Raw genomic sequence first — 25,278 nt, 5'->3', positions numbered from 1 at the left:
ACAGCTTTCGCTGTCCAGTGTCAGAAATGCGAGGCGCGGAAGCGCGCCAGGAAAGTGCGGAGGCGCTCGTTGGTGGTCTCTGCCGCGAGAATCTCCTTCGGTGGGCCGACGGCGCTGACGCCACCATCGGCCATGAAGACGATGCGGCTCGAAGCATCGCGGGCGAAGGCCATCTCATGTGTCACCATCAGCATGGTCATGCCGTCCTCGGCGAGGCTGCGCACGACGGCCAGCACTTCGCCGACGAGTTCGGGATCGAGCGCCGAGGTTATCTCGTCAAGCAACAGGATCTTCGGCTCCATAGCCACGGCCCGCGCAATACCGACGCGCTGCTGCTGGCCGCCTGACAGTTCGGCGGGGAGGCTGTCGGCCTTGTGGGCAAGGCCGACGCGGCCGAGCCAGTGCTCGGCGATCGAGCGCGCCTCGGCTTCGCTTTTTCCACGCACCTTGCGCAGCCCGAGCATGATGTTGCCGGCCGCCGTCAGGTGCGGAAACAGGTTGAAGCTCTGGAACACCATCCCGGTTTCGGCGCGCATCGCGGCGAGATCGCGTTCGCTGCGGCGCTGACGGGTTCCCGGGTCGCGAAAGCCCACCTCCTTGCCGTCGATGCGGATCGAGCCGCTGTCGTAGCTCTCCAGGAAGTTGACGCAACGCAGCAGGGTGGTCTTGCCGCTGCCCGAGGGGCCGATGACCGTCACCACCTCGCCGCGCGCTACCTCCAGGCTGACCGAACGCAGGACCTGGACGGAGCCAAAGGATTTGGAAACGTCGCGGACGTCGAGAAGGGCCGGGGTGTCGTTCGAACTTGTGGACATTGCTATTCCCGGATGAAGGAGAAGCGCCGCTCAAGCCGCCGGCTGGCGAGCGAAAGGGCATAGTTGACCGCGAAGTAGATGAGCGCACCGAGAATGTAGAGCGGCATGGCCTCGTAGGTGCGGCCGATGACCTGGTTGATGGCCTGCATCAGGTCGGTGATGCCGAGCAGCGACACCAGTGCGCTGCCCTTGACCGCATCGGTGACGCCGTTGATCCAGGGTGGCAGGAAGCGCCTGAACGCCTGCGGGAAGATGACGTAGGCCAGGCGCTGGCGAAAGGTCAGCCCGATCGCCATCGCTGCTTCCGACTGCCCTTTCGGGATCGAGCCGACCGCACCCCTGAGATACTCGATGACCTGCGCCGTCTTGAACAAAGTGAGAGCAAGCACGGCGGCCCAGAACGACGGCAGATGAAGCCCGATCGCGGGTAGGCCGTAGTAGACGAAGAACATCAGCACCAGGATCGGAATGCCGCGGATCGTGTCGCTGAAGATGCGCACCGCCCAGCGCAGCGGCACGGGCCCATAAACCAGGCCGACGCCGAGCAGGACGCCGGCGATGAGCGACAGGACCACGACCAGCAGCGACACCCATAAGGTCAAGGCGAAGCCCTGGGCGAGGAACGGCAAGGCATAGGCGATCTGGGTGAGCATGTCAGCGCGCCGCCCTGAATCGGCGCTCGACGAGCCGCAGCCCGAAAAGCAGCGCGTAGCCGGTCAACAGGTACATCGCCGTCGTCACCAGGTAGACCTCGACGATGCGGAAGGTGTTGAAGTTGATCCACTGAGCGCCGTAGGTCAGCTCCGGTACCGAAATGACCGAGGCGATCGAGGTGTCCTTGAACAGCGAGATGAAGGTGTTGGACAGCGCCGGCAAGGTGATGCGCAGCATGGTCGGCAGGCGCACATCGACCAGTCGCTGCCATGGCGTCAGGCCAATCGCCTTGCCGGCGTCGAGTTGGCCGCGCGGGACGGCTTCGAGCCCGGAGCGGAACACCTCGACCAGATAGGCGCCGCTATAGACCGATAGCGTCAGGATGAACGAGGTCGGGGCGCTGTAGGCGAGATCGACCACCGTCGGCAGGCCGTAGAACACCAGATAGACGAGCAGGATCAGCGGCACATTGCGGATGAATTCGACGTAGGCAGCGATGATGGTGCGCACCACGCGCCCGGCCGAGACGTACCAGACCGCCAGAACCAGGCCGATGACTATGCCGATGGCGATCGAGATGACGGCCAGTTCGAGACTGAGCAGCAGTCCGCCCCACAGCTTGTCGAAATGCCGCCAGATCAGGTTGAAATTCAGGGCATAGCCCATGCGTCAGCCTCAGTGCGAAGGGCAGTCGAGGAGAAGCTGGCGGAAGGGCGCTGAATGCCGCCCTTCCGCCAACTGGATCAGATGACTGGAAAACCGGGATGGCGAGCCGGCGGCTCCTGTCCGAAGTAATCCTTGAACGCCGCGTCGTAGAGCGCCGTTTCGTGACCGAACATGGCGATGGTGAAGGTCTGATTGACGAAGGTCAGCCAGTCGAGATCGCCTTGCCGGAGTGCTGCACCGTACAGCATCGAGAACCAGCTCTTGCCGGCGTCGAAGTATTTGTCCGGATTGCGCGAGGCAAGCCAACGCACGGTCGAAAGATCCACCGCGGCAGCGTCGACACGCTTGGCTTCCAGGGCCTGCAGCACGTTGGCCTGGGTGTCGATCTGCATCACCTGCGACTGCGGCAGAGCTATGTGCACCGATGCTTCGGCATCGACGTTCTGCAGGATCGAGACGCGTGTCGCCGAACCAGCGGCAAGCAATTTGTCGAAGGTCTTGTTCTCGGCGGTCGGAAGGGTCAGCAGCGCGACGCCTTCGACATAGTAAGGCCGGGAAAAGTTGATGAGCTGCGAGCGCTGGGCGCTCATCGTCATGAACTGGATGGTGATGTCGACCTTGTTGGTGGTCACGTTCGGAATGCGCTGGGCCGGGTCCTGCATGACGAACTCGACCTTGGTCGGATCGTCGAACAGGCCCTTGGCCAGGATGCGTCCCATGGTGATGTCCATGCCGACCAGTTCGCCGGCATCGTTCTCGAAGTGCCAGGGCGCATTGGTGCTGCCGGTACCGACAATCAGCTTGCCGCGGTCGAGCACGGTGCGCAGCAGGCTGTCGGATGCTGCCTGGGCGGCGGCTTTCTGGGCATCGACGGTTGCCAGTACCCCGGCGGTGGCCAGTCCCGCCATTCCCAATTTCAGAAAATCACGTCTTCCGGATGTGTCGTTCACGGCGACCTCCTTTCGTGTTGTGTTCCCCTATGCACAGGAAATACACGCATCGTCGATTTTCAGAGCGATTGTCTCTTACAAGAGACGTATGTATCCTGTACAAGACAGATACTAGCATTAGGAATCGACAATGCAAGATGGCAATGCCCCGGCGGTTTCAGCCGACGAGAAGATTTCGGGCTCCCGCGAAAAAGGCCTCAACCGGGTCCTCGAGATCCTGGAATTTCTGCACACGACGCAGCGCGCGATCGGCATTGGCGATCTTGCCAAGGGGGTGAACGCACCCCGCTCGACGACCTACACGCTTGTGCGGTCACTGGTGGATGCCGGCCTGCTGGAAATGGCCGGCGACGGCAATCGCGTCTATTTCGGCAAGAAGCTCTATCTCTACGGAATGGATTATGTGCGCGGCAACGACCTCTTGAGGCGCGGGCGTCAGGAGGTCGACAATCTGTCGCGCGAAACGGGCGAGACCTCGGAACTGTGTATGCTGCAGAGCGGCCGCTATACGATCGTCCATTCAAGCCCGGGCACCAGGCCGTTCCGCATCAGCTCCGCCACCGGCCTGCAGATACCGCTGCCCTGGACCGCTTCGGGACGGCTGCTGCTGGCGGGCTTCCAACTGGCCCAGATCGAAGACATGGTGTCCGAAGACGATCTCGTCCTGCCGGACGGCCGCAGATTGCTTCTCAACGACTTCATCGCCGACATAGCGAAGGCCGAAGCCACAGGCTATTGCGTCACCTCGGGCCTTGTCGATGCATACACGAAATGCCTCGCCGCGCCCGTTTTTTCAGGACCTGGCAAGGTCGAGGCGACGATGTGCCTGGTGGTTCCCATCGACACGTCCGAGGAGCGGACCGGCAGTCTCATCGGTCTGCTGCGCGACCGCGCCGCCAGGCTTTCGATCGCCGGATAGCTGCAAAGCGATCAGGATCGACCCCGTCTCCGCCTTCTCACGCAATGATGTCGGGGATGATCTTGTCTTCCAGCGCCATCAGCCGGTCCTTGAGGAACAGCTTCTTCTTTTTCATGCGCTGGATCTGCAGCGGGTCGCAATTCATTGCGATCATCGCGTTGATCGCCGCATCGAAATCGGCGTGTTCCTGCTTCAGCCGGGAAAATTCGAGGCGAATATCGGCCTGTTCCTGATCGGACATTCTTTAACCGTCTGCACGTCTGCGGCGCCCAAAAACTGGGCCTGATTGGGCGGGACCGGCAACTTCTGCCGCTGGCGCGCAGCCCATATCACATTTCACATTGTCGTGGAATGCTACCACGCAGCATTCGACATCGCCGTCGGATGGTGGCACAGTGTCATTGTGCCGTCACAGAAGCGAACCTGCGGTGGACGCGCCGTGACGGTTGCAATCGAGGAAAACCATGAAAGGGAGAACCAATCATGTCTCTTGCTTCCCATCTTGATGAGTTGCAGCGGAAACACGGCGACATCGAGCGCGAGATCGATGACGCGATGAACCACCCGTCGGTGGACGACCTCGAAATCGTGAATCTCAAGCGACGCAAGCTGGCACTCAAGGACGAGATTGAAAAACTGAGAGCACAACCGACCACGCATTGATGCCCTCCTGATATAGACGATCACGATCCACGGCCTTTTTGCCGGCGGCAGCTGTCGCCGATGTGGTGGATTTTGACTTCCAGCGCGGCGATCGCTCAGGCTGGACTTCCGTTCAGGTCAAATTTCGCTTCGGCCGTCGCCGGATCATCGATTGTTTTGATCCGGCGGCGGGTCAATTGCGGCCAGTGGCGACCTGTCGCCATTGACAAGCCATCTTTGCTCCTCCACCTCATGCCCGGACTTTAGCGCATCGGCCCGGGGCGTTCTTGTGTGTCCTAGCGGACGCATGACGCTCCAGAGACAAAAGGCTGCCGGGCATGACCGGATATTTTTCCTCTCCCTTCCCCCGCCGCACCTCGGTCGGCGTCGATGTCGGCGGCGTGGTCGTCGGCGGCGGCGCGCCGGTTGTCGTTCAGTCGATGACCAATACCGATACGGCCGATGTCGACCAGACGGTTGCGCAAGTTGCGGCGCTGCACCGCGCCGGCTCCGAGATCGTGCGGATCACCGTCGATCGCGACGAGAGCGCAGCCGCCGTGCCGCGCATTCACGAAAGGCTGGCGCGGCTTGGCATCGACGTGCCGCTGGTCGGTGATTTCCACTATATCGGGCACAAGCTTTTGGCAGACCATCCGGCCTGCGCCGAGGCGCTGGCCAAATACCGCATCAATCCGGGTAATGTCGGCTTCAAGGACAAGAAGGATCGGCAGTTCGCGGCGATCGTCGAGATGGCGATCAAATACAACAAGCCGGTGCGCATCGGCGTCAACTGGGGTTCGCTCGATCAGGAGCTTTTGACCCGGCTGATGGACGATAACCAAGCCAAGGGCTTTCCGCTGACGGCGCAGGAAGTGACGCGCGAGGCGATCGTGCAATCGGCGATCCTGTCGGCCGAAATGGCGGAAGAGATCGGCCTTGGCCGTGAAAAAATCATCCTGTCGGCCAAGGTCAGCGGCGTGCAGGACCTGATCGCCGTCTATACCGAACTCGCTACCCGCTCCAACCACGCGCTGCATCTTGGCCTGACCGAGGCCGGTATGGGCTCGAAAGGCATCGTGGCTTCGTCCGCCGCCATGGGCATCCTGCTCCAGCAAGGCATCGGCGACACCATCCGCATCTCGCTGACGCCGGAGCCGAACGGCGACCGCACGCGTGAGGTGCAGGTGTCGCAGGAACTGCTGCAGACGATGGGGTTCAGGCAGTTCGTGCCGATCGTCGCGGCCTGTCCGGGCTGCGGGCGCACGACCTCGACCGTGTTCCAGGAACTCGCCCAGAACATCCAGGCGGATCTCAGGAAGAACATGCCGGTGTGGCGGGAAAAATATCCCGGCGTCGAGAACCTCAAGGTCGCGGTGATGGGTTGCATCGTCAACGGCCCGGGTGAGTCCAAGCATGCCGATATCGGCATTTCGCTGCCCGGCACCGGCGAGACGCCAACGGCGCCTGTCTTCGTCGACGGCAAGAAGGCAGCGACGCTGCGCGGGCCGTCGATCGCGGCGGATTTCGAGAAAATGGTCGCAGACTATATCGAGCAACGGTTTGGTCGCGGCAAGGCCGCGGCCGAGTAGGCGTGATGCAGCGTTTCCAGTGGGTGGCGCTGATCTTGCTGAGCGGAGTGGGCTGGTCGACGCTGGTTCAGGCAGACCCACCGCAATCCGCCAAGCAGCGGCTCATCGACAAGGTCTGCACCCTGATCCAGGCCCATGCCGACCAGAACGGCCTGCCCAGGGATTTCTTCGCACGGCTGATCTGGAAGGAAAGCCGCTTCGATCCCAACGCGGTCAGTCCGGTCGGCGCCGAAGGCATCGCACAGTTCATGCCGGGCACCGCCAAGATGCGCGGCCTTGCAAACTCCTTCGACATAAACCAGGCGATCCCTGCCTCGGCGAGATATCTCGCCGAGATGAAGGGCGCCTACGGCAATCTCGGCCTGGCGGCCGCCGCCTACAATGCCGGCGAAAGCCGGGTGTCGCGCTGGCTCGGCTCCGGCGGCTTCCTGCCCATGGAGACCGAGAGCTACGTATTCGACATCATGGGCGAGCCGGTCGATAAGTTCACCGATCCGGCCTATGCCGGAAAGGTCGAGCCGCTCGATCAGAAGGCGGATTTTGCCGTCGCTTGCCGCAGGCTGCCGGTGATCATGTCGCAGACCGTGGCGATGGCCTCGATCAACATAAAACCATGGGGCATCCAGGTGGCCGGTAACTTCCGCCGCAGCGCCGCGATCAGCCAGTGGCTGCGAGTGAGGAGCCGGTTTCCGGCCCTGCTCAGCGGCCATGATCCGGTGGTCAGCCGGGTGCGTACGCCGATCGGCCGGCGCGGCATCTACGCGGTCAGGATCGGTGTCGACGACCGCGCCGCCGCCAATGTCATCTGCCAGAAATTGCAAAGCGTCGGCGGAGCCTGCGTGGTGGTGCGCAACCGGTAGTCTGACCGTGGCGGGCAGGATGTTCTTGCCGAAAGGGGGCGCTGAAGTGAAAGCCAGCATCATTCTGCTCAATGGCGTCGGCAGTGCCGGCAAGAGTTCCATCGCCAGGGCGTTGCAACAGATCACCGCCGCGCCCTTCCTGCACGTCCAGATGGACACTTTCATCGAGATGCTGCCCGACGCCTTGCAGGACCATGCGGACGGCTTTTTCTATGAGACCATCCGGCAGGACGGCAAGCCTGCGGTCGTGATCAGAGCAGGACCGGTGGGGGCGCGAACCCTGCGCGGCATGCGCCACGCCATCGCCGCGATGGCCGGGCAAGGCAACAACCTCATCGTCGACGAGGTGCTCTGCAACGGTGAAATGTCCGAATATCTCGAACTGCTGTCGGCTTTCGACCTCCATGTGGTTGGTGTCCTGGCGCCGCTGGAGGTGCTCGAAGCGCGGGAAGCCCAGCGTGCCAATCGCATGCCGGGCTTGGCGCGCTGGCAATATGAGCGCGTGCACAAGGACATAGACTACGATCTCGAAGTCGACACCAGCCTGCTTACGCCGCTGGAATGTGCCCGTCGCATCCAGCAGAGATTTCAGCTATAGGCGAACGCCATGACCGACAGACTCTACAGCGATCCGGACCTCGTCCAGTTTTACGATATCGAGAATACAGGTGGCGACGATTTCAACTATTGCGTTGAATTCGCCGGCAATGCTCGTTCGGTTCTTGATCTCGGCTGCGGCACGGGGCAACTGGCCGCAGCGCTCAGCAAAGGACGCAACGTCACCGGCGTCGATCCTGCATCGCCGATGCTCGATGTCGGGCGCGGCAGACCCGACGGAAACAAGGTCGACTGGGTCGAGGGAGATGCGCGAACCGTTCGGCTCGGGCAACACTTCGATCTGGTGCTGCTTACCGGACATGCCTTCCAGGTCTTCTTGACGGCCAAGGATCAGGCGGCGGTGCTGCGCACCATCGCCGTCCATCTCGCACCGGGTGGGCGCTTCATTTTCGACACCCGAAATCCCGCTGTTGAAGAATGGGGTGAATGGACGCCGCAGCGCTCCGAACGGATGCTGGCGCATCCCGGTCTCGGCACGGTCAAGGCCTGGAACGACGTTGAACGCGATGCCGCCACTGGCGTCGTCACCTATTCAACCTTCTATGAAATTCCAGGCGGCAGACCAGTTGTGGGCGCCGAATCGAAAATCGCTTTCCCGGAGAAGGAAGATCTTGCCAGGATGCTGGATGAGGCCGGCCTGCTGGTGGAGCAATGGCTCGGCGACTGGGGTGGCGAGCCTTATGTCGCCACGTCTCCCGAAATCATCCCGATTGGCCGGCTGCGCTGATCCGCCAGATCGGCAGCCAGGCTCGCCTTATGCCGTCTTCGCCACCACCGTCTCGCTGAGCCAGGTGCCGATTTTGGTGCCGAGGCGGTCGGGTGAGACCGGCTTGGGCAGATAGTCGTCCATGCCGGCCTCGATGCACTTGTCGCGATCGCCCTTCAGCGCGTGCGCGGTGACGCCGATGATCGGGATGTGGGTGCCCGACGAGGTCTCCATCGCCCGGATGGCGCGGGTCGCTTCGTAGCCGTTCATCTCAGGCATCGAGACGTCCATCAGGATCAGCCTGGGGCGAAGCGCCCGGTACATCTCGACTGCCGTGCGGCCGTTGCCGGCGATGCGGTAGCTGAGGCCAAGGCCGTTGAGGATCTGGCCGAAAACCAGCTGGTTCACGTCGTTGTCCTCGGCAATGAGGATGTCGATCGGACCGTTCAGCGCAACCGTCGATTCCGGTGCCGTGGCGGCCGGCATCGCCGGGCCGCGGATGACGGTGAAAGCGGGTGGCGCTACCGGGGGAACCGGCACGATCGGTTCGCGGACGAACTGCGCCTTGCCGACCTGGGAGCGGGCCCTCTGGATGACCGAGATGACGGTGCCGAGCAGGACCGCGGAGCGCGCCGGCTTGGTCAAATGCGCGGCGATGCCGAAGTCGATGATCATCTTGCCGAAATCGACCTGGTCGACCGAGGTCAGCAGCACCACCGGAATGGAAGCCAGCCGGCTGTCGGACGCAATGGCCCTGGCAACATCGGCGCCGTTCATGCCCGGCATCTGGTAGTCGAGGATGATGCAGTCGACGGCAGCGCCCAGCTGGAAAGCGCGATCGAGAAAGGCCAGGCCCACCGCGCCGCTTTCGGCGGCGGCACAGTCGAAGCTCCAGCTTCTCAGCTGCTCGAGCAGGATTTCACGGTTGACCGGATTGTCGTCGATGACCAGCACGCGCGCGCCGGTGACGTCGACCGGCACGATTTCGTCGCGCGCCGCGGCGTGGTGCGCCGGCAGCGGCACCGCGAACCAGAACACGGAGCCGCGGCCGATCTCGCTTTCGACGCCGATCTTGCCAGCCATCAGATCGACGAGGCGTGCGGCAATGGCGAGGCCGAGGCCGGTGCCCTCGTGACGACGGGTCGACGAACCGTCGACCTGGGCGAATTTCTCGAACACGTTCTGCAGTTTCTCGGCCGGTATGCCGATGCCGGTGTCCTCGACGCGGACCTTGAGCTGGACCACGTCGTTGACGATCTCGCCGCCGACATCGATCAGCACATGACCCTTTTCGGTGAACTTCACCGCATTGCCGAGCAGGTTGGTGACGATCTGCCGGAACCGTCCGGCGTCGCCGACGACGTAGGCCGGCAGCCGCGGGTCGACGCGCACGATCAGTTCGAGGTTCTTCTCGGCGACGCGCGCCGATACCAGCGTCGCCACGTCCTCGACCGCCTCGGAGAGACGGAAGGGAGCCGGATCGAGGGTGAGCTGGCCGGCATTGATCTTGGAGAAATCGAGGATGTCGTTGATGATGGTGAGCAACGCGTTGCCGGATTTGACGATGACGTCGGTGAAGGTTTTTTGGCGTGCGGTCAGGTCGGTCTTGGCCAGCAGCTCGGCCATGCCGAGCACGCCGTTCATCGGCGTGCGGATTTCGTGGCTCATATTGGCCAGGAATTCAGACTTGGCGCGGTCGGCGGCCTCGGCCTTGAACAAGGATTCGGCGGATTCGGCAAAGGCGCGGCGGATGGCCACTTCCATCGGGCGGAAGATCCAGAAGGCGACGATGGCAAGGGCGGCGAACAAGATGCCGCTCGCCCACAGCAATAGCCTGTCGCTTGAGACATCGGCGAGATGGCGCTCGTCGTCCATGGCGGTGCGGACGCGGACCAGCATGGGCTGGGCGAACAGGTCATTCTGGTTGCGGATTTCGCGATAGCTCCATTCATCGACCTTCTGCGCCATCGACATCAGGTTGAAGTTGCGCACCATGTCGCGCGGCGACCAGAACAGGTCGCCGTTGACGGAAGCGGTTTCAAGCTCGTTGATGGTCTTCACCGAAAGGCGCGGCTTGATCGCGGCAAGCTGGGCGGTCAGCGTTTCGATCTCGCCGGTCAGGCGCTCCGAATGGCCGCGCGCCGATGAGGTGAGCGCATCGCGCGTCTCCGCCCGCCAGGCGGTGCCGGTCGTCTCGGCAAAGCTGGTCGCGTTGCGCAGGTCGCGGGTGAAGACGACCAGGTTGCTGCTCAGCGCATCGATGTCGTGGCGAAAGGAATTGACCCGATCGAGCGCAATCACGATGGCGGCGGAAGCCAGCGCAAAGATCAGCAACCCTGAAATATAGCGGACCCGGACTGACCGGATGAAGGACGAATATTCCGGCATGCGCAACCCCAACACATACGCATCATTTTAATGACCGGGATTACGCTTCATTTACATTAAAATTTCGTGTGGACGCGAACCATGCGCTGACGCAGGTGCTCGAACGGGTGGCCGAAACGCTGTCGGGAAGTCGGCTTGATTGTATCCGGCCTGAAACAAACCGACAGCGATCCGGCTTAAGGCTGAAACGAAAGGATCATATCGATGGTCACCAACAACTAAGCGCCCAAGGACTCAAGCACCCAGAAAGCCTTCGCCACGGCCAGTTTCGCCATCGTGGCCTCGAAGATGGCGAGCGGCATCCACCTTATTGGAGGCATGATTTGCCGCCAGGGTTCCCTGCGATGGAGGCGATCATGCTCATGGAGACCTCGATCGCCAGATGGGGAAGACGCAAGCCGCTTCAGCAACCGGCTGTAAGACACCAAGACGAGACTACTGATGGCGTCAGCCGGAGTAACGAAGTGTAACCGGGTTCCCGCTACAACAAGGCTCAAATCACGCAAGATCGCCGATCGATCCGATCAGGATTGCAACGGCCTTGCCCAATGGAAGTCGCCGCCATGGACATCGCTCCGAACAATCATACGAATAGCCATCTGATGATGACACGGCGCTTTGCGCCTCTCTTCTGGACGCAATTCCTGTCCGCCTTCAACGACAATTTTCTCAAGAACACTCTGGTGTTCCTTATTCTGTTCACGCTGGCGGCGGACAAGGCGGCGTCACTGGTCACCCTGGCCGGTGCGGTCTTCATGGCTCCCTTCCTGCTCTTGTCCGCGCTTGGCGGCGAGATCGCCGACCGGTTTGACAAGGCCTTCATCGCGCGTCGGCTGAAATTCACCGAGATCGCGGCTGCTGGCGTCGCGGTCGTCGGCATCGCGCTGTCGTCGATCCCGGTGTTGATGGTGGCGTTGCTGATGTTCGGCATCATCTCGGCGCTGTTCGGACCGATCAAGTACGGGATCCTGCCGGATCATCTCGAACGCAAGGAATTGCCCGGCGCCAACGCATGGATCGAATCCGCGACCTTCGCCGCCATCCTCGGTGGCACCATCGCCGGCGGCGTCGTCTCGGCCGATGGCATAGGCGTCTCGGTCTTCGGGCCGATCATGATGATCCTTGCGGTCGGTTGCTGGTTTGTCAGCCGCTACATCCCTTCCACCGGTTCTGCGGCTCCGGACCTCGTCATCGACAAAAACGTCTTTCGCTCGACCTGGCGGCAGGTCAACGGATTGCGTGGCGACAAGCGGATCTGGCGCGCCGGACTGATGACGTCCTGGTTCTGGCTGATCGGCGCCATCGTTCTTTCGATCCTGCCGACCTTGATCAAGGATTCGCTCGGCGGCAACGAGATCGCCGTGACTGCCTATCTCGCGGTGTTCGCCGTTTCGATCGCCATCGGCTCGGCCATTGCCGCATGGATGTCGCAGGGACGCATCGTGCTTCTGCCCGCACCGGTCGGCACGGCGCTCCTGGCGCTGTTCGGACTGGACCTGGCCTGGACCATCTGGAGCATGCAGCCTTCGCCCAGGACTGAGACCCTTACCCTGTTCTTCGCCGGGCCAAACACGATCCATGTCGCGATCGACCTCGCCGGCATGGCGATTGCCAGCGCATTCCTCGTGGTGCCGACCTTTGCCGCCATCCAAGCCTGGTCGCCTGAAGAGCGCCGCGCTCGCGTCGTCGCCGCCGTCAGCATCGTCAACGCCGGCTTCATGACGGTTGGTGGCATACTCGTTGCCGCGATCCAGGCAGCCGGCGTCTCTACCGGAGCCATCCTGTTCGGCCTCGCCGCGGCCAACGCCGTCGCCGCCTGGCTTATGCTGAAATTCCTGCCGACGAATGCTTTCCGCGATTTCGTCTCCATCCTGTTCCGAGCTTTCCATCGGCTGGAAGTCGAGGGCATGGAAAACCTCAAGGCGGCGGGCAAGGCGCCGATCCTGGCTCTCAACCATGTCAGCTTCCTCGATGGCCCGCTGGCCTTGACCTTGACCGATGAGGAGCCGGTCTTCGCCATCGACCACACCATCGCCCAGGCCTGGTGGATGAAGCCGTTCATGAAACTGGCCCGCGCGCTGCCGCTCAACCCATCCAAACCGATGTCGACCCGCACGCTGATCAAGATCGTTCAGGGCGGCGATCCGCTGGTCATCTTCCCGGAAGGCCGCATCACCGTCACCGGCGGCCTGATGAAGGTCTATGACGGCGCCGCTATGGTCGCCGACAAGACCGGCTCGATGGTCGTGCCGGTGCGCATCGACGGGCTGGAGAAAAGCTATTTTTCACGGCTGACATCGCAGCATGTGCGCCGCCGGCTGTTCCCAAAGGTCAAGGTGACCATCCTTGAGCCGGTCAAGCTGGAAGTGCAGCAGGAGTTGAAGGGCCGCAAGCGTCGCGCCGCGGCGGGCGCCGCCCTCTATCAGGTCATGTCGGACCTCGTCTTCCGTACCCAGGACATCGACAAGACGGTGCTTGAAAAGATCATCCAGACGGCGAACGAACGCGGCATGCGAGAGCTCGCCGTGCAGGATCCGGTCACCGGTTCGCTGAGTTACGGAAAGCTGCTCACGGCCGCCGCAGTGCTTGGCGAGAAATTCCAGAACCTCTATGCCGGCCAGCAGACGCTCGGCATCATGCTGCCGAATGCCAACGGCTCATGCGCGACGCTGCTCGGCGTCATGTCGGCCGGCAAGGTTCCGGCGATGATGAACTTCACCGCAGGTGCGGCCAACATCCTGTCCGCCTGCAAGGCCGCCGAAGTGCGCACAGTGCTCACCTCCCGTGCCTTCATCGAACAAGCCAAGCTGGGCGGTGTGATCGAAGAGATCGGCCGCTCGGTCGACATCGCCTGGCTCGACGATTTGCGCGGGACCGTCGGCCTCAAGGACAAGCTGCTCGGCTTGCTGCGCAAGAGCACGCCACGCGCGCCGCGCAAGCCCGACGATGCCGCAGTGATCCTGTTCACCTCGGGTTCGGAAGGCACGCCGAAGGGCGTCGTGCTTACTCACCGCAACATCCTGGCCAATGCCGCCCAGGCCGCCTCGCGCATCGACTTCCATTCGGGCGACAAGGTGTTCAACGTGCTGCCGATCTTCCATTCGTTCGGCATGACGGCGGGCACGGTGCTGCCGCTGATCTCCGGCGTGCCGGTCTATTTCTACCCCTCGCCGCTGCACTACCGCATCGTGCCGGAACTGATCTACGCCTCGAACGCGACGATCATCTTCGGCACCGATACGTTCCTCGCCGGCTATGCGCGCACCGCGCACCCCTATGACTTCCGCTCGATACGCTATTGCTTTGCCGGCGCGGAGCCGGTCAAGGCGGCGACGCGCATGACCTATATGGAGAAGTTCGGCGTGCGCATCCTCGAGGGTTACGGTGTCACCGAAACAGCACCTGTGATCTCGATCAACACGCCGATGTACAACCGCTCCGGAACCGTCGGCAAAATCATGCCCGGCATGGAATATCGCCTCGATCCGGTGCCCGGTGTCGACGATGGCGGACGGCTTTTCGTGCGTGGGCCCAATGTCATGGCCGGCTATCTCAGGGCCGAGAAGCCCGGTGTGCTCGAACCACTCGAAGACGGCTGGCATGACACCGGCGACGTCGTCGCCGTCGACGACGTCGGCTTCATCACCATTCGCGGCCGGGCCAAGCGCTTTGCCAAGATCGGCGGCGAGATGATATCGCTCGCTGCTATCGAGGCGCTGGCCGGCGAATTGTGGAAAGGCTCGCTCTCAGCGGTCGCCACCGTGCCGGATGCGCGCAAGGGCGAAAAGCTGATCCTGATCACCGAGGCCGCCAACGCCACGCGCGCCGAATTCCTGACCTTCGCCAAGGCGAACGGCGCCATGGACCTGATGGTGCCGGCTGAAGTGCGCGCCGTTGCAAAAGTGCCGGTCCTCGGTTCCGGCAAGCTCGACTTCGCCGCTGTGACCAAAATGGTGCGCGGCGAAGAAGAGATGAAGATCAAGGTGGCTTGAAGCGCTTGAACATCGATTGATCTTTCAGACCGCCAGCGAGTAGCCCAGATCGCGCAATGGCAGTCGGCGCACGCGCTCTCCGGTGGCGGCGAAGATGGCGTTGCCCAGCGCGGGCGCCAGCGCCGGGAAAGCAGGTTCGCCCATGCCGGTCGGTGGATTGTCCGACTGGATGAAATAAGCATCGATCGTCATTGGTGCGAAAGGCATGCGCAGGATCGGATAAGCATTGTAATTCTGCTCCTGCACGCGGCCGTTTTCGATGTTGATCTTGAGACCTATGGCCGTTGAGAGTGCGTCGGTCGACGCTCCCTGCGCCTGGGCTTCGGACCCTGCCATGTCAATGATGGGGCCGACATCGAGCACCACCACGATGCGCGCGATCCTGATCCGCTTGTCGGCGTCCACAGTGATCTCAATCGACTGTGCTACATGGCCGGCGTGGGAATAGCACCAGGCCAGGCCCAAACCGCTCCCATTCGCCAACTTCTTGTCCCACCCGGCCTTCTCGGAGCACATCCTGATCACGTCGGTGGCCCGCTTGGGGCTGAAGTTGACGCTTTTGTCCTTGGGCGCCAGATCAGGCACGTCGCGGTTCACGACGTCGATAAGGAAATCGACATGATCGCGGCCGGAAGCGAGCGACAGTTCGTGCATGAAGCTCTGGGTAGCGAAGACCTGGGCATTGTCGCCCGGCGCGCGCCACGCCCCGGTGGGAATCTTCAAGGGGAACATTGTCTTGGCGCGGCGCAGATTGGGCGCCTTGATCGAATATCTCAGATTGTCGGTGAGGTTGGCGCCCGTGGCTTCCTTCTTGCCGTCGGCGGTGAAGGTGATGAAATGTTCCTGCCAGGCGTCGAGCCTGCCGCCTCTGTCGATCGCGCCCTTGAACTGATGGTAGCCGGCGGGCCGGTAGAAATCATGGGCGAAATCGTCTTCGCGGGTCCATTGCAGCTTGACCGGGGCACTGACCTTCTTGGCGATAGCCGCTGCCTCGCAGGCATAGTCATTGACCAGCCGCCGTCCGAAGCCGCCGCCGACGCGGGTCTGGTGCATCACGACTTTCTCCGGCGGAATGTCTGCAGCCTTTGCAATCAGCGGCAAGCCGCGATCGGGCTGTTGGGTAGGCACCCACATCTCCATCACCCCGTCATGGTAGTGCGCCGTGGTGTTCATCGGCTCAAGCGGCACATGGGCGGCGAAAGGATACTCGTAATAGGCCTCCACGGTCTTGGCGGCATTGCCGAAGGCCCTGTCCACGTTGCCGACATTGTCGTCGGGCTTTTCCGGGAAATTTGTCGCCAGCTTCCTGGCCTGGGCCGAGAATTGCGACGTGGAGTCTATCGAGGCCATGCTCAGGTCCCAATCCACCTGAAGCTTGTTCTTGGCCTGGAAAGCGCTCCAGGTGTCCCTGGCGACGATAGCCACGCCCGGCATCACTTCGACCGCCATGCCCGTGCCGTCAACGGCGAAGGCGTCGAGCACGCCGCGTTGTGCCTTGATCTCGTCGATGTTGAAGGATTTGACCTTGCCGCCCGCCGCCGGACATTTGGTGTAGGTCGCATAGACCATGCCGGGGAGTTGAACATCGATGCCGAACAGCGGCTGGCCACTGACGACCTTGGGATCGTCAACACCGCGATAGCGCTTGCCTATCAAGCGATACTCGGCGCGAACCTTCAGCTTCAAGCTCTTGGGATCGGGCACCGGCATTTTCGACGCCGCGGCGGCAAGTGACCCATAGGTTGCGGACCGACCGCTGGCGGCATGGGTCAAGATCGAGTCCCTGGCGGTGATCTGCGATGGGTCCACCTTCCATTGCCCGGCCGCTGCGGCGATGAGCATCGCCTTGGCGCCGGCACCGGCCTGACGCAGCTGGTCCCAGGCATGCGGGATGGATGTCGAACCGCCCGCGCCTTGACTGCCATAGACCTTGGGATTGATGTCCGCCTGCTCCATCACGACGTGGCTCCAATCGGCGTCGAGTTCATCGGCAATGATGACGCCGAAGGAGGTCTTGATGCCCTGGCCGATCTCCGGGCATTTGGAATAAATTGTGATCGTGTTGTCCGGGGCGATACGGATGAAAGCGTTCATCGCCTGGTCCTTGGTGCCTGCCGTATCGACGTTCGCACCATCGGCCGCGAACGCTGCGTCTCCAAGGTGAAAGCCCAGCACCAGCCCCGCTACGCCCGCGCCGGCCAACTTGAAGAAGGTGCGTCGTCCCATTGTAACCGACGCACTGGTCGGCGGGACCGAACGGACCTCGCGTATCAGCGCCGAGAGATAGGCATCGGACTGGGCAAAGTTGGACTGAATGTCAGCCATTGGGTGCTTCCTTAAATTGCTGGGCCGCCTGCTTTCGCAGACCGGCCACATCCTTGCCTGCCAAATGCGCGCCTTCGGCCCCAAACCGGGCGGTGACATAGTTGGCCACGGCCGCGATGTCGTCGTCCGAATAGCCCTCACCAAAGGCCGGCATGAAGATCGTGCCTTCGGCGGTCTTGCGGTTGACGCCATTGATGATCGTCTGCGCTACATTGGTGGCACTGGGATCGTTCACCGCGCGCACGCCGGTCAGAGTGGCATAGCCGGAGACGGGACTCACGCCGGTCCAGTCGTGGCAGCTGGCGCAGGCGCCGGCGAAGATCTTTTCACCACGCGAATTGACATCCGCCGCTACACCTTCCTTGTACGACGCCGGCGCTGCGGTCGTGACCGTGCGGGGCAGGTCACTCGCATGGGCGGGTATGCTGCGCAGGTACGCCATCAAGGCATGGGTGTCGTCGGGCAACAGATAGCTCAGGCTGTCATCGGTGGCCTCACCCATCGGCCCAGCAGCGCCGCCATGACCGTTGGCATGACCGGTGGAAAGATAGGAATAGAGATCCTGGTCGCTCCAGTCGCCGATGCCTGAAGCCTTGTCGCCGGTGACGTTGTAGGCGCGCCAGCCCGCGGTGAGCGCGCCGGCGAATTTGCCGTGATTGTCCAGCCCATATGCCAGGTTGCGCGGTGTATGGCATTCGCCGCAATGGCCCAATGCCTCGGCAAGATAGGCGCCTCTGTTCCATTGCGGGCCCTGGCCGGCGTTGGGGCGGAAACGATTGTCGGGATTGAACATGACATCCCAGAGCACCAGCAGGCTGCGCTGGCTGAAGGGCCAGGAAAGCTGGTCTTGCCTTGTTGGGGCGTGCACCGGCGCCAGCGAGAAGAGGTACGCCTTGATGGCCAGCGCGTCGGCGTCCGCCATGTAGGTGTAGGAGCTGTAGGGCATGGCGGGATAGAGCTTTTCGCCGTCGGCGCGAATGCCCTTGTGCAAAGCGGCCAGGAACTGCGCATCAGTGTAGTTGCCGATGCCGGTTTGCTTGTCCGGTGTGATGTTGGTGGAATAGATCGTGCCGAACGGCATGTTGAAGGCGAAACCTCCCGAGAAGGGCGCGCCGCCCGGCGCGGTATGGCAGGCCTGGCAGTCCGCGGCATGAGCGAGGTATTCGCCGCGCTTGACCAGATCGGCACTGGCGAGCTGCGCCGGAACACCGGTGATATCGGCGCCATGGTAATCCGCCAGCGCCACGGTCGAGCCGCCGGCAAAGGACATCGGATCGCGGCCGAGAAACAGCCAGCCGGCGAACCCAAGCGCCGCGATGACAACGACAGCAAAGACAATGCCGGTGATTTTCTTCATGGTCAGGCCGGTTTGGCGGCGGCGTTCTTGATCGCTCGCCGGATGCGGATATAGGTCCCGCAGCGGCAGAGATTGCCCGCCATGGCCGCGTCAATGTCGGAATCGTCGGGTTGCGGGTTGCTGTCCAGCAGCGCCGTGGCCGACATGATCTGGCCGGCCTGGCAATAGCCGCATTGCGGCACTTCGGCTTCCATCCAGGCCTGCTGGACCTTGGCGCCGTTGGGCGTGTTGCCGATCCCTTCAATGGTGACGACGGCGCGGGTGCCGACATCGCCAATGGTCAGTTGGCAGGAACGCACAGGCTTGCCGGCCACATGCACCGTGCAAACGCCGCATTGGGCGATGCCGCAACCATATTTGGTGCCGACCAGATTGAGATGGTCGCGCAGCACCCACAGAAGCGGCATGTCCTCCGGTACATCGACCGTGCGCAATTGTCCGTTGACCGTAAGGGTAACCATATGTCCGTACCTGCCTGACCATGAAGCCGTCGCATAAGCGCGTCTTCAAATTGTAGGGGGCCGGAGCTCCGCAGGTAGGATCGGTTGGATCACATTTAAGGGATCGCCGCCGGGCGGGCCCGCGCAATCGGCAACTGAGGTCTGTTTGCAAAGTTGAAAGCAGTGGCGGCGGGGCCGTCTCCTCGTGCGTCCCGGATCCCCATTGTCTGGAGACGGATGCGATGGATTTTGCAATCCGATCGGGCCGACGTCTTGGTTGGCCCAGCGTCAGTTGTTGCGGGTCGCCACGAATGTCGCCGCTTCTTTCAGCAGCGCCGCCTGCTCCCCGTAAGGCGCGAGCAATTCATGCGCCTGGTCGATGAGCCCCTGTAACTGGCTGCGCGCCCAATTCGCGCCGTGCAGCGCCACCAGCGTCGCCTTGCCGGCGGCTGCATCCTTGCCGGTCGCCTTGCCCATCTGGCTGGCATCGGCGGTCAGGTCGAGCAGGTCGTCGGCAAGCTGGAAGGCAAGGCCGATCGCCGAGCCGAATTCGGCCAGCCGCTCGCGGTCCTCGGCCGGGGCGCCGGCGACCAGCGCGCCCGCCTCGCAGGCGAAGCGGATCAGCGCGCCTGTCTTCATCGCCTGCAACCGGATGATGCCGGCCTCGTCCGGCGGTGCCTGTTCCGCTTCGAGGTCGAGCTTCTGGCCGCCGACCATGCCGCCGGCACCGGCCGCGCGGGCCAGCGCCAGCACCAGGGCTGCGCGCCGCTCAGCCGGCAGCATGGTCGCCTCGTCGGCAATGATGTCGAAGGCCAGCGTCAGCAAGGCGTCGCCGGCCAGGATGGCGGTTGCCTCGTCGAAGGCCTTGTGCACCGTCGGCTGGCCGCGACGCAGATCATCGTCGTCCATGGCAGGCAGATCATCGTGAATCAGCGAATAGCAATGCACGCATTCAAGGGCGGCGGCGACGCGCAGTGCTGCCTCGCCATCGGCGGAAAAAAGGGCGGCACTTTCCATCACCAGGAAAGGGCGCAGGCGCTTGCCGCCGTTGAGCACGCCGTGGCGCATCGCCGCCATGAGGCGGCCGGGCCGCGCGATCTCGCCCGAAAGCGCGCGGTCGTCGAGCAACCGCCGCAGCAGCACCTCGACGGCTGCTGCCCGTCTGATGAGCGCCATTTCGAACGCCATTTCGTCCTCATTCGTCATGGTCGGGACCGGTAGCCGACACTCAGACGTTGCGCAAGAAGCCAAGCGCCATTATGCCGGAGCAGGGAGAAGCACGGGTTGGGCGGCTTGGCGGAACCGATCGTCGATCATGAAACCGAAAAGCTGGACATGGCGACCAGATCGCGGAGCGTGAACCGCCGCGGTCTCAAGCGCTGGGTCCGGCGCGGCATCGTCGTGGCCGCGGTGCTGGCGCTCATACCAACGGTGCTGACGTTCCTCTATCTGCCGTCCTTCGTGCATCCGGTCTCGACGCTGATGCTGAAGGACCTGGCGACATTCTCGGGTTATGACCGCCGCTGGGTGTCGATCGACGACGTCGCACCTGTGCTGGCCAATTCGGTCATCATGTCGGAAGACGGGCAGTTCTGCTTTCATCGCGGCGTCGATCTCGGCGAACTGAGGGGCGTCGTCGACGATGCGCTGGCCGGCGAAGCAACGCGCGGCGCCTCGACCATCACCATGCAGACGGTCAAGAACCTCTTTCTCTGGTCACGGCCGCTAGGCTCGGTGCGCAAGGTGGTCGAATTGCCGCTGGCTGTCTATTTCGATGCGGTGATGTCGAAACGGCGCATCATGGAGATCTATCTCAACATCGCCGAGTGGGGGCCGGGCATCTATGGCATCGAAGCCGCCGCACAGCACCATTTCGGCGTTTCGGCAAAACAATTGTCGCGACGGCAGGCCGCCCTGCTCGCCGTCTCCTTGCCAAATCCGATCGCCCGCAATCCGGCAAAGCCCGGGCCTGGCCTGAGACGGCTTGCCAACCTGATCGAGCGGCGGGCCGGCCGATCCGGCGCCTATGTCGGGTGTCTGCAGTAGCCAGCTCAAAAAAATTCGCGGCAGTGCTGGCCAAAACGGCGTAGGGCGTGTATAGGCACCCGACTTTCTCAGATTCCGGCCCCGACACGGCCCTTTCACGAGGGCGGGCGGGGCTTTTTGACCATGTAATGGAGCATATCCATGGCCGTTCCGAAACGAAAAACCTCTCCGTCCAAGCGCGGCATGCGCCGCTCGGCCGACGCCCTCAAGGCCCCGACCTATGTCGAGGACAAGAATTCCGGCGAAATGCGCCGTCCGCACCACATCGACATGAAGACCGGCATGTATCGCGGCCGCCAGGTGTTGACGCCCAAGGAAAGCTGAGACCAGCTTTTCGACGTTTTGAGCATTCGAAAGACCGGCCAGTGGCCGGTCTTTTGCGTTGGGTGGGCCGATATCCGGGCGGCCTGCATTGGTGCTTGGCCGCTCAGCCAAACGCCAAATGCCTGGCGTGGGCGATATTCATCAGGATCGTCGCGCCGGGGGCTGACATGGTTGTTGCATCCGGTCTTCGACCGTGTTCGTGGCATTTTACGAAAATTCTTGACGGCATGCCTGTGGCGCATTCTACAGAGATTGCCCCCATATGGAGACGCCAGATGTTCGGTGCCGTCCCGCTTTTGATCGTGCCTTTCGTGCTCTACAATCTCGGCCTGCTCGGAATATTCGGCGGCGGCGACGATCCGTGGGCGAGCGAAATCTTCTCCTTCCGCATGATGTCGGGCGGGGTGTTCTCGATGACGCTCGGCGACCTGATAGTGCTGATCGGGCTGATCTCCCTTTTCGCCGAAATGGTGAAGTCGGCGCGCACGACCAGCGCCTCGATCATGGACCATCTGTTGTCGACGCTGGTCTTCGTCGCGTTCCTGGTCGAGTTCCTGCTGGTGAAGGGCGCGGCACATTCCATCTTCTTCACACTGATGGTCATCGCGCTGTTCGATGTGCTGGCGGGGTTTGCGGTGTCGATGCGGTCGGCGAGCAGAGACATCAATCTGAATTAAGGCTGCATTGATCTTCAGGTGATGCCGGCCTGCAAATGGCGGCCTCCTGTGCTCACGTACCCAAAAAGTACGCTCCGCTCCGGTTCTCGGATGCCACCATGTTCGACTCCGACTGACCTGAATCTCAATGCAGCCTTGGCCGTGATATCTGTTAAAGCTCAGCCCGGGTCGGCAGTGAAGCCGGCCGCTTCGATGCCGGCGATGGCGGCCGCTTCGTCATTGTCCGACGTATCGCCGGAAATGCCGACGGCGCCGATGATGGCACCGGCCTTGTCGCGGATCAGCACACCGCCAACGACCGGAAGCACGCGGCCGCCAGACACGTCCGAGATGCCGGCGACGAGATGCGGGCGCTCCTTGGCGAAGGCCTCGACGCGGCGCGAGCCCATGCCGATGGCGAGCGCGCCATAGGCCTTGCCGGCCGACATTTGCGGGCGCAGGAACGAGGCGCCGTCCTGGCGCTGGAAGGCGACCAGATGTCCGCCGGCGTCAAGCACCGAGACGCCGAGCGGCTTGAGCTTGAGGTCCGCGCCCCGGGCAAAGGCGGCATCGATGATTTGCCTGGCTTTTTCGAGCGGCAGTGCGGTCATGGCAGTCTCCTGATTAAAACGCGCCGATCATCAACTGTCGACGGGCACGGCAAAATCCCGGTTTCGGTTGAAATTGCTTCGCATGAAGGGGTGGAATGGAACGATCCGGATATGGCGGTGCCATTTTGCAGCTTCCGGACCGGCAGTCGATCGTGCCGGCCGGCAGCACTATTTTTTCTTGGCGCGGACCGGCTTCTTGGCGGATGCCGCCGGTGCGTTGGCAAGGTCTTCCGCTTCCTTGGCGAGACGCAGCGCCCGCAGCTTGTTGGTCTTTGCTTGGCGGGCGTCGCTCTCGGCGACGTATTCGGCCATCGCCTTCTGGCGGACGGTTGCCGCCTCTTCCTGCTTCTTGAAACGCAGGTCAGCACGCGCGCGGGCAGCATCCCGAGAGTTCTCAACCAAGACCTTATCCAATCCCGTGAATTGTGATTTTCCGCCCCTTCTAGCAGAGCCGGGCCCCAAACGGGAAAATATGTTGGTCAAGCGGCCGGGCTGGCGCCGGGAGCCTTGCTGGCGACCACGGCCTCATAGGCGGCCTGCAAGGTCGCACGCACAGAAGGGCCAGCCGATGTATCGAGCGGCATACCGAGATGCTCGTGGCGCAACTCATCCATGAACTTATCCCACATCGGCGGCCCGCCATTCTCCAGAAGCTCCGCGCGGATCGAGAGTTCCGCACTGACCGGCAACCAGACGCGGCCCCATGCGCCGAGATGGGCCAGGATCGGCACCAGGGTGATGGCCATCTCGGTCAGGCTGTAGATCGCCTTCTGCTTGTGGCTGGGATCGTCGGCCTTGGTCAGCATGCCCAGTCCCATCAGCCGCTTCAGCCTGTCGGCGAGGATGTTGGAGGCAATGCCTTCCATCGATCCGTTGAGCAGCTCGCGAAAGTGGCGCCTGCCGCCAAAAATCATGTCGCGAAGGATGATCAGGCTCCAGCGGTCGCCGAACACTTCGAGCGACAGGTTGATCGGGCATCCGGACCGGCGATCCATGCTCATGAGATTTTCTCCGCAAAACCGGTTGCATTATTGTATCAGTTTTACTATCGTGCAACCGATTGCAAAAAGCAATCAGTATTGCTGAGGAGGAGACCGAGCCATGACAACCATCGAGCGCCCCGAGATCGTATCCGAGGCCTTTGGCGATCCGGCAAACCCGCCGCTGTTGCTGATCATGGGATCGATGGCCTCGATGCTCTGGTGGCCAGAGGCGCTGTGCCGGAAACTGGCCGATGGCGGCCTGTTCGTCATCCGCTATGACAATCGCGATACCGGCCGTTCGACCAAATATCCGCCGGGCGAGCCGCCCTACACATTCGACGACATGGCCGACGACGCGATGCGTGTTCTCGACGACCACGGCGTCGGCAAGGCGCATGTCGTCGGCATGTCGATGGGCGGCGTGATCGCCCAGCTTGTGGCGCTCAAGCACCCGTCCCGTGTCGCTTCGCTGACCGTAATCAGCAGTTCGCCCCTGGGGATCGACACATCGAATCTGCCACAAACGAGCGATGCCTATGTCAAGCATTCGGCCGACGGCGCGAAAGTCGATTGGTCGGATCGTGGCCAGGTGGTCGATTTCATGGTCAAGGATACGCGGGCGATCACAAGCACCGCGCACCCGTTCGATGAGACCGGGATGCGGCCTTCATCGAACAGGATTACGATCGATCCGGCGGTTTGCTGAGCGCGACCAACCACTTCATGATCAAGGGCGGCGACACATGGAAGGGCCGCCTGCGCGAGATGACGGCGCCGCTGCTGGTCATCCATGGCACCACTGATACGATCTTTCCGGTCGAGCACGGCGAAGCACTAGCCGAGGCCGTCGCCGGTGCGAAAATTCTTCGGATCGAAGGCGGCGGCCACGAGCTGCACCCGGACGACTGGACGGTGATGGTCGCCGCCATCGTCGATCACACTCAGGACAATTGAGCCACCCTGCGCGGGCCTTGACGAGCAAGGCCTGCCACGCAATAGTTAAGTAAATGCTTCAGTGTTTAATCCTGGCGAGCAGCACGACACCGACCACCGGCGCATTCCCAAACAGACGAGCAATAAATGTCCCTGACGCTTCATTTCCATACGCTGGCCTCCTTCTGCTGGAAGCCGCTGATCGCGCTGTATGAGAACGGCATACCGTTCACGCCGGTCATCGTCGATCTCGGCGACACCGAGTCGCGCGCGGCCTTCCTGAAGATTTCGCCGACCGGCAAGATGCCGGCCCTGCGCGACGATGCGCGCGACCGCACGGTGCTGGAATCGACCATCGTCGTCGAATATCTGGCCGCCCACTATCCGGGGCAGGTAGACCTCGTCCCGGCCGACATCGACCTGGCGCTGGCGGTCCGGCAGTCCGATCGTTTCTATGATTTCTATGTGCAGGAACCGATGCAGAAGATCGTCGGCGACCGGTTGCGGCCGCAGGACAAGACCGATCCGTTCGGCGTCGAGCAGGCCCGCGCCCAGTTGCGCAATTCCTACGCCATTGTCGAAGAGGACATGCAGACGAAGACCTGGGCGGTGGGCGACGCCTTCAGCATGGCCGATTGCTCGGCGTCTCCCGCACTCTTCTACGCCAACAAGGTCGAGCCGTTCGGCGACAAATACCCGGCCGTCAAGCGATACCATGACCGCCTGGTGCAGCGCTCCGCTTTCGCCCGCGTGATCGAGGAGGCGCAGCCCTACTTCAAGTTCTTTCCCTACAACAACGGCTGA

General features: G+C 62.5%; 24 protein-coding genes and 1 pseudogene. 12 read left to right on the top strand and 13 right to left on the bottom strand.

What is annotated here, in order from left to right; genetic code table 11:
• Nucleotides 1–20: 20 nt before the first annotated feature.
• The 4 genes from AC0ZT5_RS11645 to AC0ZT5_RS11630 all read right to left on the bottom strand — a co-directional run bounded on the left by AC0ZT5_RS11645 (nucleotide 21) and on the right by AC0ZT5_RS11630 (nucleotide 3,085).
• Complete coding sequence (locus AC0ZT5_RS11645; RefSeq protein WP_488496553.1) at nucleotides 21–815, bottom strand: amino acid ABC transporter ATP-binding protein; 795 nt, start codon at nucleotides 813–815, stop codon at nucleotides 21–23.
• 2 nt (nucleotides 816–817) lie between these two features.
• Entirely contained in the window at nucleotides 818–1,468 is a 651-nt protein-coding gene (locus AC0ZT5_RS11640; protein WP_488496552.1) for an amino acid ABC transporter permease, read from the bottom strand.
• Nucleotide 1,469: 1 nt separating this feature from the next.
• Nucleotides 1,470–2,135, bottom strand: a complete 666-nt coding sequence (locus AC0ZT5_RS11635) for an amino acid ABC transporter permease (RefSeq protein ID WP_488496551.1) — start codon at nucleotides 2,133–2,135, stop codon at nucleotides 1,470–1,472.
• Nucleotides 2,136–2,212: 77 nt separating this feature from the next.
• Complete coding sequence (locus AC0ZT5_RS11630) at nucleotides 2,213–3,085, bottom strand: transporter substrate-binding domain-containing protein (protein ID WP_184875712.1); 873 nt, start codon at nucleotides 3,083–3,085, stop codon at nucleotides 2,213–2,215.
• A 130-nt stretch (nucleotides 3,086–3,215) separates the two neighbouring features.
• Between AC0ZT5_RS11630 and AC0ZT5_RS11625 the strand changes: the two genes are divergently transcribed.
• Nucleotides 3,216–4,004, top strand: coding sequence for an IclR family transcriptional regulator (locus AC0ZT5_RS11625; RefSeq protein WP_477285001.1), 789 nt, complete (start codon nucleotides 3,216–3,218; stop codon nucleotides 4,002–4,004).
• A gap of 37 nt (nucleotides 4,005–4,041) precedes the next feature.
• Here the strand turns inward: AC0ZT5_RS11625 and AC0ZT5_RS11620 are convergent, their stop codons facing one another.
• Nucleotides 4,042–4,245, bottom strand: a complete 204-nt coding sequence (locus tag AC0ZT5_RS11620; protein ID WP_184875716.1) for a YdcH family protein — start codon at nucleotides 4,243–4,245, stop codon at nucleotides 4,042–4,044.
• A gap of 242 nt (nucleotides 4,246–4,487) precedes the next feature.
• Between AC0ZT5_RS11620 and AC0ZT5_RS11615 the strand changes: the two genes are divergently transcribed.
• The 5 genes from AC0ZT5_RS11615 to AC0ZT5_RS11595 all read left to right on the top strand — a co-directional run bounded on the left by AC0ZT5_RS11615 (nucleotide 4,488) and on the right by AC0ZT5_RS11595 (nucleotide 8,440).
• Nucleotides 4,488–4,667 carry a YdcH family protein gene (locus AC0ZT5_RS11615; RefSeq protein ID WP_027023510.1) on the top strand — a complete coding sequence of 60 codons (180 nt, stop codon included), beginning with the start codon at nucleotides 4,488–4,490 and terminating at the stop codon, nucleotides 4,665–4,667.
• Between the two features lie 317 nt (nucleotides 4,668–4,984).
• Nucleotides 4,985–6,235, top strand: a complete 1,251-nt coding sequence (gene ispG, locus AC0ZT5_RS11610) for a flavodoxin-dependent (E)-4-hydroxy-3-methylbut-2-enyl-diphosphate synthase (protein WP_488496550.1) — start codon at nucleotides 4,985–4,987, stop codon at nucleotides 6,233–6,235.
• Nucleotides 6,236–6,240: 5 nt separating this feature from the next.
• Nucleotides 6,241–7,095: a transglycosylase SLT domain-containing protein gene (locus AC0ZT5_RS11605; protein WP_488496549.1), complete on the top strand. Its 855-nt coding sequence runs from the start codon at nucleotides 6,241–6,243 to the stop codon at nucleotides 7,093–7,095.
• Between the two features lie 46 nt (nucleotides 7,096–7,141).
• Complete coding sequence (locus tag AC0ZT5_RS11600) at nucleotides 7,142–7,693, top strand: phosphotransferase-like protein (protein ID WP_488496548.1); 552 nt, start codon at nucleotides 7,142–7,144, stop codon at nucleotides 7,691–7,693.
• Nucleotides 7,694–7,702: 9 nt separating this feature from the next.
• Entirely contained in the window at nucleotides 7,703–8,440 is a 738-nt protein-coding gene (locus tag AC0ZT5_RS11595) for a class I SAM-dependent methyltransferase (protein ID WP_477285007.1), read from the top strand.
• Between the two features lie 27 nt (nucleotides 8,441–8,467).
• Here AC0ZT5_RS11595 and AC0ZT5_RS11590 read toward each other — a convergent pair whose 3' ends face one another.
• Nucleotides 8,468–10,807, bottom strand: coding sequence for a response regulator (locus AC0ZT5_RS11590; protein ID WP_488496547.1), 2,340 nt, complete (start codon nucleotides 10,805–10,807; stop codon nucleotides 8,468–8,470).
• 563 nt (nucleotides 10,808–11,370) lie between these two features.
• On the opposite strand from AC0ZT5_RS11590, the gene AC0ZT5_RS11585 reads away from it, so the two are divergent.
• Nucleotides 11,371–14,799, top strand: coding sequence for an acyl-[ACP]--phospholipid O-acyltransferase (locus tag AC0ZT5_RS11585; RefSeq protein WP_488496546.1), 3,429 nt, complete (start codon nucleotides 11,371–11,373; stop codon nucleotides 14,797–14,799).
• Between the two features lie 24 nt (nucleotides 14,800–14,823).
• Here AC0ZT5_RS11585 and AC0ZT5_RS11580 read toward each other — a convergent pair whose 3' ends face one another.
• From AC0ZT5_RS11580 to AC0ZT5_RS11565, 4 genes are all read right to left on the bottom strand, one after another.
• A complete protein-coding gene (locus AC0ZT5_RS11580) occupies nucleotides 14,824–17,124 on the bottom strand; it encodes a xanthine dehydrogenase family protein molybdopterin-binding subunit (protein WP_488496545.1) in 2,301 nt (766 codons plus the stop codon).
• Nucleotides 17,117–18,481 (bottom strand): c-type cytochrome, encoded by a 1,365-nt coding sequence (locus AC0ZT5_RS11575; protein ID WP_488496544.1) that lies wholly within the window; start codon nucleotides 18,479–18,481, stop codon nucleotides 17,117–17,119. Before AC0ZT5_RS11575 ends, AC0ZT5_RS11580 begins: the two co-directional genes overlap by 8 nt.
• 2 nt (nucleotides 18,482–18,483) lie before the next feature.
• Nucleotides 18,484–18,942, bottom strand: a complete 459-nt coding sequence (locus AC0ZT5_RS11570; protein WP_457150452.1) for a (2Fe-2S)-binding protein — start codon at nucleotides 18,940–18,942, stop codon at nucleotides 18,484–18,486.
• Between the two features lie 267 nt (nucleotides 18,943–19,209).
• The gene (locus AC0ZT5_RS11565) at nucleotides 19,210–20,127 is read right to left on the bottom strand and encodes a polyprenyl synthetase family protein (RefSeq protein WP_488496543.1); all 918 of its coding nucleotides are present in this window, start codon (nucleotides 20,125–20,127) and stop codon (nucleotides 19,210–19,212) included.
• Nucleotides 20,128–20,205: 78 nt separating this feature from the next.
• Here AC0ZT5_RS11565 and AC0ZT5_RS11560 point away from each other — a divergent pair, with 78 nt between their 5' ends.
• The 3 genes from AC0ZT5_RS11560 to AC0ZT5_RS11550 all read left to right on the top strand — a co-directional run bounded on the left by AC0ZT5_RS11560 (nucleotide 20,206) and on the right by AC0ZT5_RS11550 (nucleotide 21,968).
• Nucleotides 20,206–20,967 (top strand): biosynthetic peptidoglycan transglycosylase, encoded by a 762-nt coding sequence (locus AC0ZT5_RS11560; protein WP_095089384.1) that lies wholly within the window; start codon nucleotides 20,206–20,208, stop codon nucleotides 20,965–20,967.
• Nucleotides 20,968–21,108: 141 nt separating this feature from the next.
• The gene (gene rpmF / locus AC0ZT5_RS11555) at nucleotides 21,109–21,291 is read left to right on the top strand and encodes a 50S ribosomal protein L32 (RefSeq protein ID WP_488496542.1); all 183 of its coding nucleotides are present in this window, start codon (nucleotides 21,109–21,111) and stop codon (nucleotides 21,289–21,291) included.
• A 275-nt stretch (nucleotides 21,292–21,566) separates the two neighbouring features.
• On the top strand, nucleotides 21,567–21,968 hold the full coding sequence (locus tag AC0ZT5_RS11550) for a hypothetical protein (protein WP_477285026.1): 402 nt from the start codon (nucleotides 21,567–21,569) through the stop codon (nucleotides 21,966–21,968).
• Nucleotides 21,969–22,126: 158 nt separating this feature from the next.
• Here the strand turns inward: AC0ZT5_RS11550 and AC0ZT5_RS11545 are convergent, their stop codons facing one another.
• The 3 genes from AC0ZT5_RS11545 to AC0ZT5_RS11535 all read right to left on the bottom strand — a co-directional run bounded on the left by AC0ZT5_RS11545 (nucleotide 22,127) and on the right by AC0ZT5_RS11535 (nucleotide 23,559).
• Nucleotides 22,127–22,558, bottom strand: coding sequence for a GlcG/HbpS family heme-binding protein (locus tag AC0ZT5_RS11545; RefSeq protein WP_095089624.1), 432 nt, complete (start codon nucleotides 22,556–22,558; stop codon nucleotides 22,127–22,129).
• 168 nt (nucleotides 22,559–22,726) lie between these two features.
• A complete protein-coding gene (locus AC0ZT5_RS11540) occupies nucleotides 22,727–22,960 on the bottom strand; it encodes a hypothetical protein (RefSeq protein WP_488496541.1) in 234 nt (77 codons plus the stop codon).
• Between the two features lie 77 nt (nucleotides 22,961–23,037).
• Nucleotides 23,038–23,559 (bottom strand): winged helix-turn-helix transcriptional regulator, encoded by a 522-nt coding sequence (locus AC0ZT5_RS11535; RefSeq protein WP_488496540.1) that lies wholly within the window; start codon nucleotides 23,557–23,559, stop codon nucleotides 23,038–23,040.
• 100 nt (nucleotides 23,560–23,659) lie between these two features.
• On the opposite strand from AC0ZT5_RS11535, the pseudogene AC0ZT5_RS11530 reads away from it, so the two are divergent.
• Together AC0ZT5_RS11530 and AC0ZT5_RS11525 are read left to right on the top strand one after the other, a co-directional pair.
• A pseudogene (locus AC0ZT5_RS11530) lies at nucleotides 23,660–24,495 on the top strand (alpha/beta fold hydrolase).
• A 126-nt stretch (nucleotides 24,496–24,621) separates the two neighbouring features.
• A complete protein-coding gene (locus AC0ZT5_RS11525; protein ID WP_488496539.1) occupies nucleotides 24,622–25,278 on the top strand; it encodes a glutathione S-transferase family protein in 657 nt (218 codons plus the stop codon).

Source organism: Mesorhizobium sp. CNPSo 4670, from assembly GCF_057784235.1.
This window is presented reverse-complemented; position numbering and strand designations above follow the sequence as displayed.

Coding starts and splice junctions, on each gene's coding strand:
- AC0ZT5_RS11635 (WP_488496551.1), bottom strand. CDS start 2,135: ATGGGCTATGCCCTGAATTTCAACCTGATCTGGCGGCATTTCGACAAG.
- AC0ZT5_RS11620 (WP_184875716.1), bottom strand. CDS start 4,245: ATGTCCGATCAGGAACAGGCCGATATTCGCCTCGAATTTTCCCGGCTG.
- AC0ZT5_RS11565 (WP_488496543.1), bottom strand. CDS start 20,127: ATGACGAATGAGGACGAAATGGCGTTCGAAATGGCGCTCATCAGACGG.
- AC0ZT5_RS11590 (WP_488496547.1), bottom strand. CDS start 10,807: ATGCCGGAATATTCGTCCTTCATCCGGTCAGTCCGGGTCCGCTATATT.
- ispG (WP_488496550.1), top strand. CDS start 4,985: ATGACCGGATATTTTTCCTCTCCCTTCCCCCGCCGCACCTCGGTCGGC.
- AC0ZT5_RS11605 (WP_488496549.1), top strand. CDS start 6,241: ATGCAGCGTTTCCAGTGGGTGGCGCTGATCTTGCTGAGCGGAGTGGGC.
- AC0ZT5_RS11640 (WP_488496552.1), bottom strand. CDS start 1,468: ATGCTCACCCAGATCGCCTATGCCTTGCCGTTCCTCGCCCAGGGCTTC.
- AC0ZT5_RS11580 (WP_488496545.1), bottom strand. CDS start 17,124: ATGGCTGACATTCAGTCCAACTTTGCCCAGTCCGATGCCTATCTCTCG.
- AC0ZT5_RS11615 (WP_027023510.1), top strand. CDS start 4,488: ATGTCTCTTGCTTCCCATCTTGATGAGTTGCAGCGGAAACACGGCGAC.
- AC0ZT5_RS11595 (WP_477285007.1), top strand. CDS start 7,703: ATGACCGACAGACTCTACAGCGATCCGGACCTCGTCCAGTTTTACGAT.
- AC0ZT5_RS11645 (WP_488496553.1), bottom strand. CDS start 815: ATGTCCACAAGTTCGAACGACACCCCGGCCCTTCTCGACGTCCGCGAC.
- AC0ZT5_RS11550 (WP_477285026.1), top strand. CDS start 21,567: ATGTTCGGTGCCGTCCCGCTTTTGATCGTGCCTTTCGTGCTCTACAAT.
- AC0ZT5_RS11585 (WP_488496546.1), top strand. CDS start 11,371: ATGGACATCGCTCCGAACAATCATACGAATAGCCATCTGATGATGACA.
- rpmF (WP_488496542.1), top strand. CDS start 21,109: ATGGCCGTTCCGAAACGAAAAACCTCTCCGTCCAAGCGCGGCATGCGC.
- AC0ZT5_RS11570 (WP_457150452.1), bottom strand. CDS start 18,942: ATGGTTACCCTTACGGTCAACGGACAATTGCGCACGGTCGATGTACCG.
- AC0ZT5_RS11525 (WP_488496539.1), top strand. CDS start 24,622: ATGTCCCTGACGCTTCATTTCCATACGCTGGCCTCCTTCTGCTGGAAG.
- AC0ZT5_RS11535 (WP_488496540.1), bottom strand. CDS start 23,559: ATGAGCATGGATCGCCGGTCCGGATGCCCGATCAACCTGTCGCTCGAA.
- AC0ZT5_RS11545 (WP_095089624.1), bottom strand. CDS start 22,558: ATGACCGCACTGCCGCTCGAAAAAGCCAGGCAAATCATCGATGCCGCC.
- AC0ZT5_RS11625 (WP_477285001.1), top strand. CDS start 3,216: ATGCAAGATGGCAATGCCCCGGCGGTTTCAGCCGACGAGAAGATTTCG.
- AC0ZT5_RS11575 (WP_488496544.1), bottom strand. CDS start 18,481: ATGAAGAAAATCACCGGCATTGTCTTTGCTGTCGTTGTCATCGCGGCG.